Origin of the sequence: Adhaeribacter soli (genome assembly GCF_008727925.1) — a bacterium.
Lineage (GTDB): Bacteria > Bacteroidota > Bacteroidia > Cytophagales > Hymenobacteraceae > Adhaeribacter_A > Adhaeribacter_A soli.
Map to the genome: position 1 here is coordinate 388,902 of NZ_VTWT01000004.1, position 15,333 is coordinate 404,234.

Consider the following 15,333-nt stretch of genomic DNA (forward strand, 5'->3'; position numbering starts at 1 on the left):
GCCTTGGATATGCTGTTTCCATTGCCGTTGACTTCAGTTAACGGCATTTCTTAGAATAAAAGCCCTTGGTCTTCGTTTTAACCCCGAACCGTCTTTTATTTCTTCAAGCCTACTGTTTTTTCCTATGACCAAACAAGTTAAATTAATCTTATCCGTTGCCGTGGCTTTCCTGCTGGTCTGGTTTGTCTGGGATGCTTTCAGCCAACCGGGTGTGGACGACCTGAAGGGCGGCTTTGAAGAAACGGCTTTTTACCGGAACGAAAACAATACCGGGCCGGTGATCCGGGTTTATGCCGTAACTGTAGCCGATGCGGAAATTGCAGAAATGGAAGCCTACGGAAATTACATGCCGCATACCAAATACGGGAATACCAAAGTTTACTTCTTCCGGCAGAATAAACCTTTCCCCAAGGAAGTTTTTCCGGGAGATGAAAATTTTCCAACTGAGTTTCAGCAAAATGTTGTGGCAACTTACGAAAAGGATGCCATGGGGCAGGTTACCTTCCGCCGGTTATAGGTATAAATTGTGCGTCCGGGGAAATGCGGTATTTCTGCCGGAATGGTTAAGGCAATCGCATAAAGACTGGTAAGTAAAAATATTGGTTCTTTCTTTGCAGAACTAAAAGAACTTAGCTAGCTTTGCAGCGCTTTTACGCAAACACAATAAATTACTTTTTAAATGTTAACCAACACACTTGCTATCAGAAGGGAACTTGCCTTCCTGATAAGCGCTAAAAAAGGAGTGAGAGTAAGTAAACTGAACCACACCGATTTTAGTAATTTAGGCTTCGACGAGCTCGACCTGGTAGATATCATTCTGGAGGTAGAGCGCAAATTCAACGTCGTGATCCCGGATGAACTGCCTTTGCGCAACCTCGGCGATTTCGTGCAGTTCATCAGTTCTCCCGGCTTGCGGCAGGCAAGTTAATTCCAATAATAAATTCCCTACTTTTAGAACGCCCCGGTATAGCCTTTTAAGGATATGAAAAATTTAGTTCTCTAAATTAAGAACTAAAGAAACTAAATGCTATATTTGCAGCGTTAAGCCTCCAGAAAGGAATTGAAATGGTATTGACCGAAAAACAAAAACAACTTATTCAGAAGATCGGGATCGCGAACGAAAAGCATGGCATGCAGCCGGCAGCTGCCCGCATCATCGGCTTGCTGTACGTTTCCGATAAACCGGAACTTACTTTCGAAGAGATTGGGGAGGCCCTGCACATCAGTAAAAGTGCAACCAGTAATGCCCTGAACCTGCTTATGCAGACCGACCGCATGGAATACACCACCGTTTCCGGCGACCGGAAGCGCTATTTCCGGCTGAAGATTTCGAACTGGAAAGACGGGTTTACCAAGGAAATGGAAAGCCTTACCAACTTCAGCCAGCTTATTATGGAAGTCCTGGCCATTCGCACCAGCGAAACCCCGGAATTTAACAAAAGCCTGGCCGAACTGAAAGACTTTTTAATTTTCATTAACCAGGAATTGCCGCTGCTGATGGAAAAATGGAAAAAATCGAGAGAAAGCTGATTGCACTTTCCTTTTGCCTGATTGGTTCTTTTATTTCAGAACTGTGTACTGTGATATAAACAAAATAGTTAGATATAAACAATTAATATAACATCTGTGAAAAAGAGATTTTTAGCCTTGGGTGTAGTGCTATCCCTGTTTAGCCCGGCCTTTGCCCAAAGCCAGAATGCCCCCGCGCCGCTTACCTTGCAGGAATCGGTAAAGTACGCGCTGGAAAATAACGAAGCGGTAAAAAAAGCTTACCTCGACGAAAAAAGCGCCGAGTATAAGGTTAAAGAAGTAAAAGGCTCAGGTTTGCCGCAGCTAAACGGTACGGGAACGCTTACCATGAACCCGGCGCTGCCAACTCAGCTTCTTCCCGGCGAATTAGCCGGACAGCCTGGTACCCTGATCCCGGTGCAGTTCGGTACCAAGTACGTAGCTTCGGCCGGCGTTTCCCTCCAGCAGCTTCTTTTCAATAAATCGTTTTTTGTAGGTCTGGAAGCAGCCAAAACCACCAAGGATCTTTACCGCCTTCGTACCCAGATGAGCGAGGAAGAAGTGATTTACAACGTGAGTTCGGCTTATATGCAATTGCTGCAAACCAGAGAGCAGTTCAACACCATAGATGCCAACTTCAAGCGGCTCGAGCAGCTCGAAAAAATTGTAAACCTGCAGTACCGCAACGACATTGCCACCAAAGTGCAGCTGAACCGGGTAACGGTAAACAAAACCAACCTGGAAAATACCCGCCAGACCCTGCAGGCCGCTTACGACCAGCAGCTGAATGCGCTGAAATTCTTTATGGGCATGCCGGTAGATCAGGAAGTTGCCATCTCGGAAACCGCACCAAACCTGAATGTACCGGTACTGGCGCAGGACGATGCCAGCAACGTACTTTATAACCGCTCCGATTACCAGTTACTGAACAAGCAACGGCAGTTACAGAGTCTGAACGTGAAGAATATTCAGGCGCGTTACTATCCTTCGCTTTCGGGTTTCGGAAACGTGGGTTCTTCCGCGCAACGCAACGAGTTCAACTTCCTGGACACCAAGCAGCCCTGGTTCAACACGGTAGCCATAGGTCTGCAATTGAATGTGCCGATCTTTGATGGTTTCCAGCGCCGCCACCAGATTAAACAGGCCAAAATTGAAGTGGAAAAAACAGAGCAGGATATCCGCCAGGTTACCAACGCTACCAACATGTCTCTCAAGAATGCGGCCACCCAGATGCAAAGCAGCTTAAATGCCGTGCAGGCCCAGGAGCGAAACGTTACCCTGGCCCAGGAAGTGTACCGCAACACCAACGAGCTTTACAAAGAAGGCCTTTCGCCGCTTACCGACCTGTTAGATACCGAAGTTAGCCTGCGCGAAGCCCAGACCAACCTGAATAACGAACGCCTGAAATACCAGTTGGCCCAGTTAACCTACCTGCAGGCCAAAGGCGAACTGAAATCCCTGATCCAATAATAAAACGGTAATAAAAACGCAAAAAAAGTAACGCATACACCTTAAAATGAAAAAGCTGATTTATATTCTCCTTGCGCTTCTTATAGCCGGAGCTACTGCTTATAAACTAACGAGCAACAAAGAGAAACTGGCTGCCAAGGCTGCTGTTTCCCAGATTAAAAGCCAGGCTATTTCCGTACAGCTTACCGAACCGAAAGTAGGCAAGATCGACAAGTCTTTTACCGCCCAGGGCAATTTCGCTCCCATGAATTCTCTGACTTTATTATCCGAAACTTCAGGTCAGGTACAGAAAGTTTTGAAACGAAAAGGCGATAAAGTACGCGCCGGCGAAGTACTGGTGCAGGTAGAAGCCAATACCATGTCTGCCGACCTGGCCACCGCGCAAGCCAACTTCGAAAAAGCCAAACGTGACTTAGGTCGTTTTGAGAACCTGGCAGCCGGCGAAGCCATTACCAAACGCCAGCTGGAAGAAGCCCGCTTAAATGTGAAAGTAACCGAAGCCCAATTGGTAGCTGCCCGTCAGCGCGTAAATAAAACCCGCATCACGGCCCCGATCAGCGGTGAGATCAACGAGATCTACATCGAAGTAGGTTCGTTTCTGAGCATGGGAACCAAGCTGTACGACATTGTGAACGTAGACAAGCTGAAACTGAAAATTCAGGTAGATGAAAGCCAGGTTCTATTGATCGATAAAGGCGACAAAGTAAACGTAAAAGCTGACGTAAATGCCGCACAAACCTACGAAGGTACGGTAACTGCCATAGCTGCCCAGGCCACAAACGCCCTGAAATACGACGTGGAAGTTGAAGTGAAGAATCCGGAAAAGAACAGCTTGCGCGCCGGTATGTACGGTACTGCTTCTTTCCAGATCGCAGAACAGCGCGACGCCTTATTATTACCGCGCGAATCCATTGTTGGCGGTATTCAGGACCCTTCGGTTTACGTGGTTGAAAACGGTATTGCCAAACTGAAAAAAGTGAAAGCCGGAACGGTAACGCAGGACCAGGTAGAAATTGTGGAAGGCGTAAATGCCGGCGAGAAAGTAGTACGCAGCGGCCAGATCAACCTGGTAAATGGCGCCAAAGTACAGGCCATTTAAGCCCGCGTTTCCCAAAGTAAAAGTTCTCTTTGGAGGGGCAGGAGAAGATCGGCCTTACCGGGTCCGGATAAAGATCAGGTAACTCTCACTTTCTTCCTCTGCCTCCTCCCGAAGAGACAAAAACAAGAAGGTCAAAAATAAGACTTAAACGAAATGAACATAACCAAAATATCAATACAACGGTCTACCATTGTAGTGGTGGTATTTACGGTGCTCACCTTGCTGGGGATTGTAAGTTACAACAGCCTCAACTACGAGTTACTGCCGAAGTTCTCGCCGCCGGTACTAACCATTTCCACCCTGTATCCGGGCGCTTCGCCTTCGGAAGTGGAGAACTCGGTAACCAAAGAAATTGAAGATGCGATCTCTTCTTTAGAGAACGTAAAAAACATAAAAAGTACTTCCCAGGAAAGCTTTTCCATTATCGTGATTGAGCTGAACCAGGGTACCGACGTGGACCTGAGTTTACAGGATGCACAACGGAAAGTGAACGCCATTCTTTCCCGTTTACCCGACGATGCCGATGCACCTTCCTTGGGTAAATTTGACTTCGACGACCTGCCGATCATGAAAATGGGTGCAACGGCCAACCTGCCCGCTACCGAATTTTACGACCTGATCGACAAGCAAATTAAACCGCAGCTTTCGCGCGCGCAAGGCGTGGCCCAGATCAAGGTTTTGGGTGGCCAGGAACGCGAAGTGAAAGTGAACATCGATGCGAACAAACTGGAAGCTTACGGCATTTCCATTCTGCAGGTAATGCAGACCATCCGCAGCTCCAACTTAGACTTCCCGACCGGTGAAATTAAGGACGCCGAAGGCCAGACCCAGATCCGTTTAGCGGGTAAATTCGTTTCCCTGGATCAGTTAAGAGCTCTGGTAATTCGCGACGATGCCAAAGGGACCGTACGATTAGGCGACCTGGCCGAAGTACAGGATTCGCAGAAAGATACCGACGTTTTGAGCCGCATTAATTCCAAACCTTCCGTGGGTATTACCATCCAGAAACAGAGTGATGCGAACGCCGTGGAAGTAAGTGAGCAAACCAAAGCCACGCTGGCGCAACTCGAAAAAACCTACGCCGATATCGGCCTGAAATTCAACATTGCCAACGATACTTCCATCTTTACCCTGGAAGCCGCCGACTCGGTAATGCACGATTTATTGATTGCGGTAATTCTTGTTGCGGTAGTAATGCTGTTGTTCCTTCACTCGCTCCGGAACGCGGTAATTGTAATGATCTCCATCCCGGCCTCTCTGGTAGCTACCTTTATTGCCATGTACCTGTTCGGGTATTCGCTTAACCTGATGAGCTTAATGGCGATCTCGCTCGTGGTAGGTATTCTGGTGGATGACGCCATTGTGGTGATCGAGAATATTTACCGCCACATGGAAATGGGCAAGAAACCGGCGCAGGCCGCTTACGATGGTATCCGCGAGATTTCGGCTACGGTAACTTCCATTACCCTGGTAATTGTAGTAGTATTCGTACCGCTTGCGCTTTCTACCGGTCTGGTTTCGGATATTCTCCGTCAGTTTGCCGTGGTAGTGGCAGTGGCAACCATGATTTCCCTGTTCGTGGCCTTTACCCTGATTCCCCTATTAGCCAGCCGTTTCTCGAAGTTAGAGCATGTTTCTGACAAGAATATTTTTGGCCGTTTTATCCTCGGTTTTGAGCGGATGCTCGACAATATCATCGATGGTTTTACGGCGGCGTTGCGCTGGGCATTTGGTCATAAACTGATTGTGCTGGGGTTAACTGTTGCGGCTTTTGTAGGTGCTGTTGCTTTGGTGCCGGCCGGTTTCATCGGTAGCGAATTCATTGGCGCCGGCGACAGAGGGGAAGTTAACTTCCAGCTGGAACTGCCGAAAAACGCTACGGTAGAACAAACCAACCAGGCTACTGCCAAAGTAGAAAACTACCTTCAGAAATATCCGGAAATTACCCGCGTATTTACCACCGTTGGTGCAACTTCTGCTTCGCAGCAGGGGCAGGGCGCCGCATATGAATCGGAAATTTTCGTGGCACTGGTAGATGTGCGCCAACGTGATTTCAGCACTGATAAATTCAGCCGTATGGTGAAAGCCGAAGTGGAAGAACTGATCCCGGGCGTGAAAATTACCCCGGTGCCGGTAGGGATGGTGGGTAGCTCCCAAGCCCCGATCCAGATCCTGCTTTCCGGTCCGAACCTCGATACGCTATTGAATTTCTCGCAAAAGGTAATGCACGAAGTCGTGCAGGTGCAGGGTGCTTCCGACGTGGAAACTTCCGTAGAAGGCGGTAACCCGGAAATTGAAGTGAAAGTAGACCGTACCAAAATGGCCAGCTTAGGGTTGACCCTGGAAGGCGTAGGAGCGGGCATGCAGGTGGCCTTCAGCGGCAACACCGATGCCGAATACCGCGACGGCAACAACAACTACGACATCAACATCCGCCTCGATGAATTCGACCGCAAGAACGTAACCGACATTGCCAACCTTTCCTTCGTGAATAACCAGGGCCAGGTGGTGCGCTTAGGCCAGTTTGCCGACATCAAACAGTCTTCCGGACCATCTAAACTGGAGCGTACGAACCGGGTAACTTCCGTGAACGTGAACTCGCAGGTAGTAGGCCGTCCGACTGGTACAGTAGGTGCCGAAATCCAGGAACGCATGGCGAAAGTAAACGTACCGAAAGGCGTAACCGTGAGCTACGAAGGTAACCTGAAAAACCAGTCTGAAGGTTTTGGTACGTTGGGAATTGCCTTGCTTTCTTCCATCATTTTCATGTACCTGATCATGGTGGCGCTTTACGATTCTTACGTGTATCCGTTCGTAGTACTGTTCTCCATTCCTCTCGCCATTATCGGAGCCTTATTAGCGCTGGCTTTGGCTGCAGAAACGCTGAGTATCTTCTCGATCCTGGGTATTATCATGATGATCGGTCTGGTTGCGAAGAACGCAATTATGGTGGTGGACTTCACGAACAGTTTGAAAGCCGAAGGTGTGCCGGTGAAAGACGCGCTGGTAGAAGCCATCCGCATCCGTTTCCGTCCGATCCTGATGACGACGTTGGCGATGGTGATCGGTATGTTGCCGATCGCATTGGCCGGTGGTGCCGTGGCCGCTTCCAAGAACGGTCTGGCCTGGGCGCTTATCGGTGGTCTTACTTCCTCTATGTTCCTGACCTTAATTGTAGTACCAATCATTTACTACATCTTCGACCGTATCCTGGCCAAGTTCGGCCTGGATAAGCAGACGAAGATCGAGCTGGAAGAAAAATCTCTGGAAGAACTGGAGCACGAAACAGCCGTTCAGGGCGAGAAAAACCTGGCCCACGTGCACTAAGAATAAGCTTTGCTTTTTGATGATGAATGACCCTAAAGTGGCAGGTTTCTGATAGAGATCTGCCACTTTTGTCTGAACTATGATTCATGTGATTTTTGTGATTGCCATGATTTTCAATCAATGAATTCACATGCGTGATTTCCAAATCAATTTCCAAAGTGTACGGACAGGGCTTGACCTGTCCCCACGATATTGCGGATTACACATTACCAAATTTCGTCGTCATAAATTGAAGGAAAAGCAGGGGAGAAAAAAATAATAATGAAAAATAAGATCTTACAAACCGCCTTCGACCTGTACCGCCGTTTTGGCATAAAAAGCATTTCCATGGACACGGTGGCACAGGAACTGGCAGCTTCGAAAAAAACAATTTACCAGTGGTTCGAAAATAAAGATAAGCTGGTAGAAGCCGCCTTGAATGAGTTTCTGCAGCAGGTGCGCACCTCGTCGGAAAACTCCCCGGAAAACAGCGTGGAAGCCTTGGTTAAAACGTTAAGGTTACACAACGAAAAAGTAGTGGGAATAAACGTTGCTTTCTTTTACGACCTGAAAAAATACCATTTTCAGGCCCACCAGAAACTTGACCGGTATTTGGCGGAAGAATTGCGGCCTTATTTCATTAAAAACCTGCAAAACGGCATTGAAAAAGGGCTGTACCGGAATGATATCGACCCCGAAATTGTTGCTAACCTGTGCATCGCTTCGTTTTCGGTAGTAGTTGATCAGGATGTGTTTCCTGTCAGTCAATTTAATCAGCAGGAAGTGCGGATGCAGGTTTTTAAACTGTTTTTGCGGGGTATTGTAACTTCGGAAGGTAAGCGTTTTTTACAAAGCGCTTCCGAAGAAAACTGACCCGGAAAACGCAGATTTAAGGCGCAGTTTTTGATAGGGAATGGATGAAAATATAGCCTGCCGTTTCGGGAAAAGTGTCCCGTAAATGGCAGGCTTTAAAGCGAAAAATATGAAGAAGAAGATCGTAATTATTGGAGGTGGTTTTGCGGGCGTAAACCTGGCAAAAAACTTAACCGATCAGCCGGATTTTCAGGTAACGCTGGTAGATAAAAACAACTATAATTTTTTCCCGCCGCTGCTTTACCAGGTAGCTACCGGTTTCCTGGAAGTTTCGAATATCAGTTACCCGTTCCGGAAATTGCTGCAGGGCAAGCCGAACCTGAACTTCCGTTTAGGCGAGTTAATGCAGGTGGTTCCGGAAGAAAATAAAGTGGTTTTAAGCAACGGCGAACTGCCTTACGATTACCTGATAATTGCAACCGGAACCGAGACCAATTACTTCGGTATCGAGAATATCCGGAAAAACGCGAAGCCGATGAAAACGGTGAACGATGCGATTAACCTTCGGAATTTCATGCTGCAAAAAACCGAGGAAGCCACCCTTGCTACTAACGAAGCTGAGAAGCGCAAGCTTACTACCATCGTGGTAGCCGGCGGCGGCCCTACCGGGGTGGAAGTTGCCGGGATGCTGGCCGAAATGCGGAAGAATATCGGTCAGAAAGATTACCCCGAATTAACCGGCATCGACAGCAAGATTTACCTGGTAGACGGCGCGCCGACAGTGCTGGCACCCATGAGCCAAGCTTCCCAGAAATACACCTATGATTCCCTGGTAGAACTCGGCGTAGAGGTGAAACTGAACAAGCAGGTAACCGACTACCAGAATGACATCGTGACCTTTGCCGACGGCGAAACGATCGAAACCAAGATCCTGATCTGGGCGGCCGGCGTAACCGGTAAAGCTATTGAAGGCTTCCCGACGGAAAGTTACGGGCGCGGCAAACGCCTGGTGGTAAACGAAGTAAATAAGGTAAATAATACCGCGAATATTTTTGCCATTGGCGATATTGCTTTGCAAACTACGGATCAGAACTTCCCGAACGGGCACCCCCAAGTGGCGCAGGTTGCCATTCAGCAAGGGAAACTGCTGGCGCAGAACCTGCAAGCCGCACAGCAAAACAAACCGCTGAAACCCTTTGCTTACCACGACAAAGGCTCGATGGCCATTATCGGCCGTAAAAAAGCGGTAGCGGACCTGCCGAAACCAAAACTGCATTTTAACGGGTTCATTGCCTGGATTATGTGGCTTTTCGTGCACCTGGTTTCGTTGATCACGGTTCCTAACCGCGTAAAAACGCTCTATAACTGGATGATCGCGTATTTCACCAAAGACCAGGCCATGCGCATGATCATCCGGCCGGAGAAAATCGATATCCCGAAACCGGAAAAAACCGAAAAGGTGTTGCACCTGGAAGAACTGCTTAAGGCCTCGTAAATAGTATATTACTAAAGCTCTGGTTTTTGATTGCATGGTTTAATAACCGGCCGGAGAGGTTTACTTAAGAATCTACCGGCAATCTGCCGGCAAATACAAGCAAAAGGCGCCCAATCCGGGGCACCTTTTTTATTTCAAACCACTACCCTTTATTTCAGCGGTTGCGGCCTGGGTTACGCGGCATATTCGGATCTCTGTTCGGATCCTTCGTCGGATCGATATTGGGGTTCTGATTTGGGTTTTGGTTAGGGTTCTGATTGGGATTCCGATTCGGATTCTGGTTCGGCGGCATGTTCGGGTTCCGGCCACCAGTTGGCGGCACATTCGGATTATTCGGGTTATTCCGGTTTGTACCGGAAGTAGGGGATGCATTCCGGTTCATATTGGGGTTCCGGTTCAGCTTGTCTACTTTTACTTCGGTGCTTTTAACCGTGCCGCGGATCTTTTCATCTCTTTCTTCCACTTCTTTGCTCATCCGGATCTCTTCCACCACCCGGCTTTCTTTCCCTACTACCGGTACTTCGGCGCGTTCGGTCATTTCGAAATCGCCTTCTTTAAAATTGGCAAAATCAGCTTCGGTGGCCGGCCGGTTAACCGGGTTCCGTTCTACCCGGATGTGCTCTTCGCGCAACCGGATACTGGCTTCCACCGGTTTTTCAATGATGCGGCTCCGCAGGCGGGCGCCGCCGGTTTCTACGACTCTTTTGCCCACATTCATTTGTTCTTCTATTACCGGAATAGTGCCTGTGGCCGCACCTTTATCGGCCGTGCCACCCTGGAGCTGACTGGCGCGTGCTGCAACGTCCACGCTGCCGAACTGGTCCATGATCCGGGCAGCGTTCTGGGCTTCTACGGCTGAACTGGCATGAACGGTAACCACCGAAGAACGGCGGGCTACGTTGGTGTATCTGGTGGCTTCTTCGCCTTTGCCGAATAAGGAACTGAAGAATCGACTTACCGAATCGCCTGCACCTGCATTGTTGTTTTTAAAATTCTGATTGTTGTTGTTGCTGGTTGATAGGTCGATATTTTCTTCGTTAAAACCACGATTTATTAGCTCCTGCATTGCTTCCTGAGCTTTGGCTTTGTTGTCGAAGATACCAATTACTGTGTGTGTCATATTGCTGAAATAAGTTAAAGTGAAAAATTGGGTTTATTGTAGGTGAAAAATTGATAGGATATTTGCGCCTTAAACCAAGGCTTGGGGGTTGTACCCGGTTTCATTGGTCATCGCGTAAGCTTAGGCGAAGCCGTAACTTGTGAGTAAAGATTTGGTCCGTTTTTAACCGATCTTGCCTGCAAGGCAACTTTAGTTGCTGCTCAAGTGAAATGCTAAAATTCTGGATCAAAGGGCCTCGCCAACTATATACCGGCAATCAAGAGAAAAGCATTCGTTTGGGCTTTTGATTCGGTTTCCGTCTAGGAATTTGCCTGGAACGCGATAGGTTACTTAAAGAAATGCTTACCGGCTATGTTGTTGTTTCCGGTTCCGTGCCTTCGGAAGGCTCGATCCGGATCTCGTTATCGCGCGATACCTGTACTTCTTCTTTTCGTAAGGTTACGTGTTGCGGGGCGGGCGTTTCGGTGCGGTGCCGGGTAACGCGTACTTCTTCTACCAGCAGCAGCTTTTTTACCAGCACTTCCTGCAGCACCGGGTAAATGGTTGTGTCGCCTTCCTGGCGCACGGGTGGCGGGTTGTCTACGTATTGATCCACGGCCACGTGTTCTACGGTTATATTTTCCTGCACCAGCGGTATATCCACCTCTTGCTCTTCTTCGTGCACTTTTTTTATGAGCCGGAGCTTGCCGGTTTCTACCACCTCTTTTTCAACTTTCAGCTGTTCTTCTATCACAGGAATGGAGGCAGCTTGCTTTGGCGGTTCATTGTAAGGCGGATTGTTGTTTTCCATGATATTTAATTGACCTGTGTTACACTTGAATATCTACGGCTTGCTTTTTGGATGGTTGTAAGGTCTTGATTTATAATTATTTGGCTATATAAAAAATGATTTATATATAAAACATAAGGCGAATGAGGTCGTAGACAATCAAACCACAAATTTGTTTTTCACCTTAAAAACCAAGCAATTATGGCCGAATTAAACGTACAACGCCGCCACAGCAGACCATGGTGGATCTGGCTTTTACTGGCTCTCGTAGTTATCGGGATCCTGTACTTTCTGCTCCGCGACAACAGTGGAAATAACAGACATATGAACAACACGACCGGGGCCACCACCGCCTTCATCATTCCTGCTCCGGAAAGTTTTTACAGTTAAAGCTGAACCCGAATTTGTTTTAAAGTTTTTGCTGCAATTCACCCATCAGTTCAGGAATCTGCCTGAATGCCCATCGAATTTTTAGCCGGCTTCGTGCCGAACCCTAAACCGCATTTTTTTTTAACAATCATGAATGAAAATCAGGAAAACCGCCTGCAAACCTTGAGCGGCAGCAATTTTGAAATTGCCGAAAACGAACCCAACATTAAAGGCTGGACCATTAAAGACCAGGACGGCCGCAAGATCGGGGAAGTAGATGACTTAATCTTCGACGCCGAAACCTTCAAAGTACGCTACATTGTAATGGATCTGGAAGGCAACGTGCTGGACCTGGAACCAAGAAATGTGCTGGTACCTATCGGGCTGGTAGAGCTGGACGCCAAAGATGACGACGTAATTCTGCCGGGCGTTACCGCCGATCATTTACGGGCCTTACCGCGCTTCGACAAAGACCGCCTGGACCGCACTACCGAATCCGAAGTAGTAGCAGCCTTTAAAGATATGGGCAACAAGCCCACCGGCTCCGGAAGCGGCTTTTACGACCAGGAACGCTTCGACGAAGAAAGAGCCTACCGCAACCGGCCTGCTACTGGAAAATCTATTCCCATAATTGAGGAGCAGATGAAAGTAGGTAAGAAAGAAGTGGAAACCGGTGGCGCGCGTTTAAGAACCCGCATCGTAGAAAAACCGGTAGAAAAAGACGTTACCCTCCGGCAGGAACACGTAAAAGTAGAACGCCGCCCGGTAGACCGCCCCGTTACCGAAGCAGACATAAATGCGTTCAAGGAAGGGGAGGTCGACATCAGAGAACGGGCTGAGATTCCGGTAGTGGGTAAAGAAGCCCGCGTAGTAGAAGAGGTCCGCATGAGCAAGGAAGTGGAAGAACGGGAAGAAAAGATCCACGGCACCGTACGAGGTACCGAATTAAAAGTGGACAAGCTGAACCCGGACCCCAACCTGAACCGGAATGTGCCACCTACCACCGGAACGAATCCGAACGTACCGCCAACCGGCGCCCGCAACCCGAATATGCCGCCAAACCGGAACCCGGGCCAGATGCCAAACCCGAACCAGAATCCGAACATCGATCCCAATAAGGACCCGAACAAAGATCCCAATCAGCCCCGCTTAGACCCAAATGATCCATTGCGGAAAATAAAATAAAAAAAGAGGCAGCTCCGTAAAGCTGCCTCTTTTTTTATGCATTTATCACGGGAACAAATCGGTTCATCGCGCAAGTTTAGCGGAGTGTAACTTGTGGGAAACCATTGGGTAAGTTTGTAACTGACCTTGCCTGCAAGGCAAATAGAGCTTTGTCACTGGAAACTGTAGAATGGTTAGAAGCTATCTCAAAATGGGTGTCATGTTGAGCGATAGCGAAACAACCCGTCGGCTACTAGAAGCTATCTCATAAATGAATTTACCTCGTAAAAGAGGTATGGAATTGACAGATAAACAGTGGGAAAAGGTAAAGGATTTGATACCTATCCCGCAGGTAAGAGCAGTTGGAAAAGGTCGCCCTTGGCGCGATACCCGGCCTGTTTTGGAAGGGATCTTGTGGATACTCAGAACAGGCGCTCCCTGGAAGGACTTGCCGGAACGGTTTCCACCTTACCAGACCTGTCACCGCAGGTTTCAGCAGTGGCAGAAAGCAGGCGTATTACAGCAGATAATTGCCGGTTTAGCCAAAGACCTGCACGAGAGAGGCGATGTAGACTTAAGTGAATGTTTTATAGACGGCACTTTCTGCATGGCTAAAAAAGGGGGCTCTTGTTGGAAAGACTAAGAAAGGTAAAGGCACCAAGATCATGGCAATCACAGACGCTAGTGGTCTTGTTTTATCTGTCTCAATCCACTCCGCCTCGCCTCACGAAGTAGGGCTGGTAGAGAAAGTGCTGGATGAGCGCTTTGTTGAACAACTGCCAGAGAAACTCATTGGCGACAAAGCCTATGATTCAGACCCGCTGGATGAGAAACTAAAAGAAAAAGGAATTGAGTTGATTGCTCCGCATAGAAGCAACCGCAAAAGCAAGAAAACCCAGGATGGAAGAAAGCTCAGAAGATATAAAAGAAGATGGAAGATCGAACGATTCTTTGCCTGGCTATTTAACTATCGCAGAACCGTAGTCAGGTATGAATACAAGGAAAACAACTTCCTGGCATTTGTCCTTTTGGCTTCCATAATCATCCTTTTAAAAGCATTCTTCCATTTATGAGATAGCTTCTAGTAAAAACGTTAAATCTGGCTTAGGTGCTCAGAGTCAACGAGGTCCTTCGCTGTCGCTCAGGATGACAGGTGTATTTTTTAGTTTGCTTTTGGAATAACTGCTTCTGCTTTTACATGCTAATTATTAGTTAAATATGAAAACTTAGCTGATAAATGAAACTTCATTGTGCCTATTCATTGCCGTCTGCTTTAGCTGACGGTTCCATGGCAATGAAGGCTGTAGATAAATACATTTAAGGAGCAGCTTTTCGACATACAACTATTGCGATTTTAGTTTCTACGTCTTTTTACTTAAAGCAGCACCGGTAAAATCTCTTTCAAACTGGCGCATTCCTTAAAATCCGGATGTTCGATATTGCTTTCTACCATTTCGTGCACCCAGGTGGTATGGAACGGCACATGAATGGCTTTGCCGCCAATATTAAGCACCGGCAGAATATCCGACTTCAGCGAATTGCCAATCATCAGGAATTCCTCCGGTTGGATATCGAGATGTCTGATCAGTTTCAGGTAGTCGCTTTCTTTTTTATCGGACATGATCTCGATGTGGTGAAAGTGCTGCTCCAGACCCGATTTTTTTAGTTTCCGTTCTTGGTCGAGCAGGTCGCCTTTGGTTGCCATTACCAGCCGGTACTTTCCTTTCAGGGCCGATACCACTTCTTCTACGCCTTCCAGCAATTCCACCGGTTTTTCCAGCATTTCTTTACCCAATGCAATTATCTTCTCTATCGCCGTCAGGTCAATGGTTTTGTCGGTAACGGTCAGGGCGGTTTCGATCATGGAAAGCATAAAGCCCTTTATTCCATAACCATAAAGGGGCATGTTGGCAATTTCTATTTTCAGCAACTCCCTTAAAGTGGCATGTTCGGGCAGGTACGCTTCCAGCATCCGGCAAAAATCAAGCTCGGTTTCCCGGAAGAAAGGTTCATTTACCCAAAGGGTATCATCTGCATCGAAGGCAATAACTTTTATGTTCATGCGGGTGGTTTAAGACTGCTTTGTTTTGAAGCAGGTTCAGGAGGCCAAATGTAGAAAGAAGTTGAATTTCCTGCTAGTAAATCTGAAACGCCAGTATCTTATTCATGGCCGTCTGCTTTAGCTGACGGATCCGTCAGCTAAAGCAGACGGCCATGAA

At 47.8% G+C, this 15,333-nt stretch carries 14 protein-coding genes; 11 read left to right on the forward strand and 3 right to left on the reverse strand.

Features of this window, described 5'->3' with window-relative positions; genetic code table 11:
* The first annotated feature begins 124 nt into the window (after positions 1-124).
* The 8 genes from F0P94_RS09625 to F0P94_RS09660 all read left to right on the forward strand — a co-directional run bounded on the left by F0P94_RS09625 (position 125) and on the right by F0P94_RS09660 (position 9,692).
* A complete protein-coding gene (locus F0P94_RS09625) occupies positions 125-517 on the forward strand; it encodes a hypothetical protein (RefSeq protein ID WP_150903672.1) in 393 nt (130 codons plus the stop codon).
* A 162-nt stretch (positions 518-679) separates the two neighbouring features.
* A complete protein-coding gene (locus tag F0P94_RS09630) occupies positions 680-928 on the forward strand; it encodes a phosphopantetheine-binding protein (RefSeq protein ID WP_150903673.1) in 249 nt (82 codons plus the stop codon).
* Positions 929-1,065: 137 nt separating this feature from the next.
* Positions 1,066-1,530, forward strand: coding sequence for a GbsR/MarR family transcriptional regulator (locus F0P94_RS09635; protein ID WP_150903674.1), 465 nt, complete (start codon positions 1,066-1,068; stop codon positions 1,528-1,530).
* Positions 1,531-1,626: 96 nt separating this feature from the next.
* The gene (locus tag F0P94_RS09640; RefSeq protein WP_225307175.1) at positions 1,627-2,979 is read left to right on the forward strand and encodes a TolC family protein; all 1,353 of its coding nucleotides are present in this window, start codon (positions 1,627-1,629) and stop codon (positions 2,977-2,979) included.
* A gap of 46 nt (positions 2,980-3,025) precedes the next feature.
* Positions 3,026-4,078: an efflux RND transporter periplasmic adaptor subunit gene (locus tag F0P94_RS09645; protein ID WP_150903676.1), complete on the forward strand. Its 1,053-nt coding sequence runs from the start codon at positions 3,026-3,028 to the stop codon at positions 4,076-4,078.
* 153 nt (positions 4,079-4,231) lie between these two features.
* Positions 4,232-7,405 (forward strand): efflux RND transporter permease subunit, encoded by a 3,174-nt coding sequence (locus F0P94_RS09650; RefSeq protein WP_150903677.1) that lies wholly within the window; start codon positions 4,232-4,234, stop codon positions 7,403-7,405.
* A gap of 261 nt (positions 7,406-7,666) precedes the next feature.
* A complete protein-coding gene (locus tag F0P94_RS09655) occupies positions 7,667-8,257 on the forward strand; it encodes a TetR/AcrR family transcriptional regulator (protein ID WP_150903678.1) in 591 nt (196 codons plus the stop codon).
* Positions 8,258-8,366: 109 nt separating this feature from the next.
* Complete coding sequence (locus F0P94_RS09660; RefSeq protein ID WP_150903679.1) at positions 8,367-9,692, forward strand: NAD(P)/FAD-dependent oxidoreductase; 1,326 nt, start codon at positions 8,367-8,369, stop codon at positions 9,690-9,692.
* 154 nt (positions 9,693-9,846) lie between these two features.
* Here the strand turns inward: F0P94_RS09660 and F0P94_RS09665 are convergent, their stop codons facing one another.
* Both F0P94_RS09665 and F0P94_RS09670 read right to left on the reverse strand, forming a co-directional pair.
* Positions 9,847-10,812, reverse strand: a complete 966-nt coding sequence (locus tag F0P94_RS09665; protein ID WP_225307176.1) for a YsnF/AvaK domain-containing protein — start codon at positions 10,810-10,812, stop codon at positions 9,847-9,849.
* A 349-nt stretch (positions 10,813-11,161) separates the two neighbouring features.
* Complete coding sequence (locus F0P94_RS09670) at positions 11,162-11,602, reverse strand: YsnF/AvaK domain-containing protein (RefSeq protein WP_150903680.1); 441 nt, start codon at positions 11,600-11,602, stop codon at positions 11,162-11,164.
* A 180-nt stretch (positions 11,603-11,782) separates the two neighbouring features.
* On the opposite strand from F0P94_RS09670, the gene F0P94_RS09675 reads away from it, so the two are divergent.
* From F0P94_RS09675 to F0P94_RS09685, 3 genes are all read left to right on the forward strand, one after another.
* On the forward strand, positions 11,783-11,971 hold the full coding sequence (locus F0P94_RS09675) for a hypothetical protein (RefSeq protein WP_150903681.1): 189 nt from the start codon (positions 11,783-11,785) through the stop codon (positions 11,969-11,971).
* 129 nt (positions 11,972-12,100) lie between these two features.
* The gene (locus F0P94_RS09680; RefSeq protein WP_262714329.1) at positions 12,101-13,135 is read left to right on the forward strand and encodes a PRC and DUF2382 domain-containing protein; all 1,035 of its coding nucleotides are present in this window, start codon (positions 12,101-12,103) and stop codon (positions 13,133-13,135) included.
* A 274-nt stretch (positions 13,136-13,409) separates the two neighbouring features.
* A protein-coding gene (locus F0P94_RS09685; protein ID WP_225307177.1) for an IS5 family transposase occupies positions 13,410-14,187 on the forward strand; the annotation gives its coding sequence in 2 pieces (ribosomal slippage) (positions 13,410-13,747 and positions 13,746-14,187; 780 coding nt in all).
* Positions 14,188-14,489: 302 nt separating this feature from the next.
* Here the strand turns inward: F0P94_RS09685 and F0P94_RS09690 are convergent.
* Positions 14,490-15,176, reverse strand: coding sequence for an HAD family hydrolase (locus tag F0P94_RS09690; protein ID WP_150903683.1), 687 nt, complete (start codon positions 15,174-15,176; stop codon positions 14,490-14,492).
* Positions 15,177-15,333: the final 157 nt, after the last annotated feature.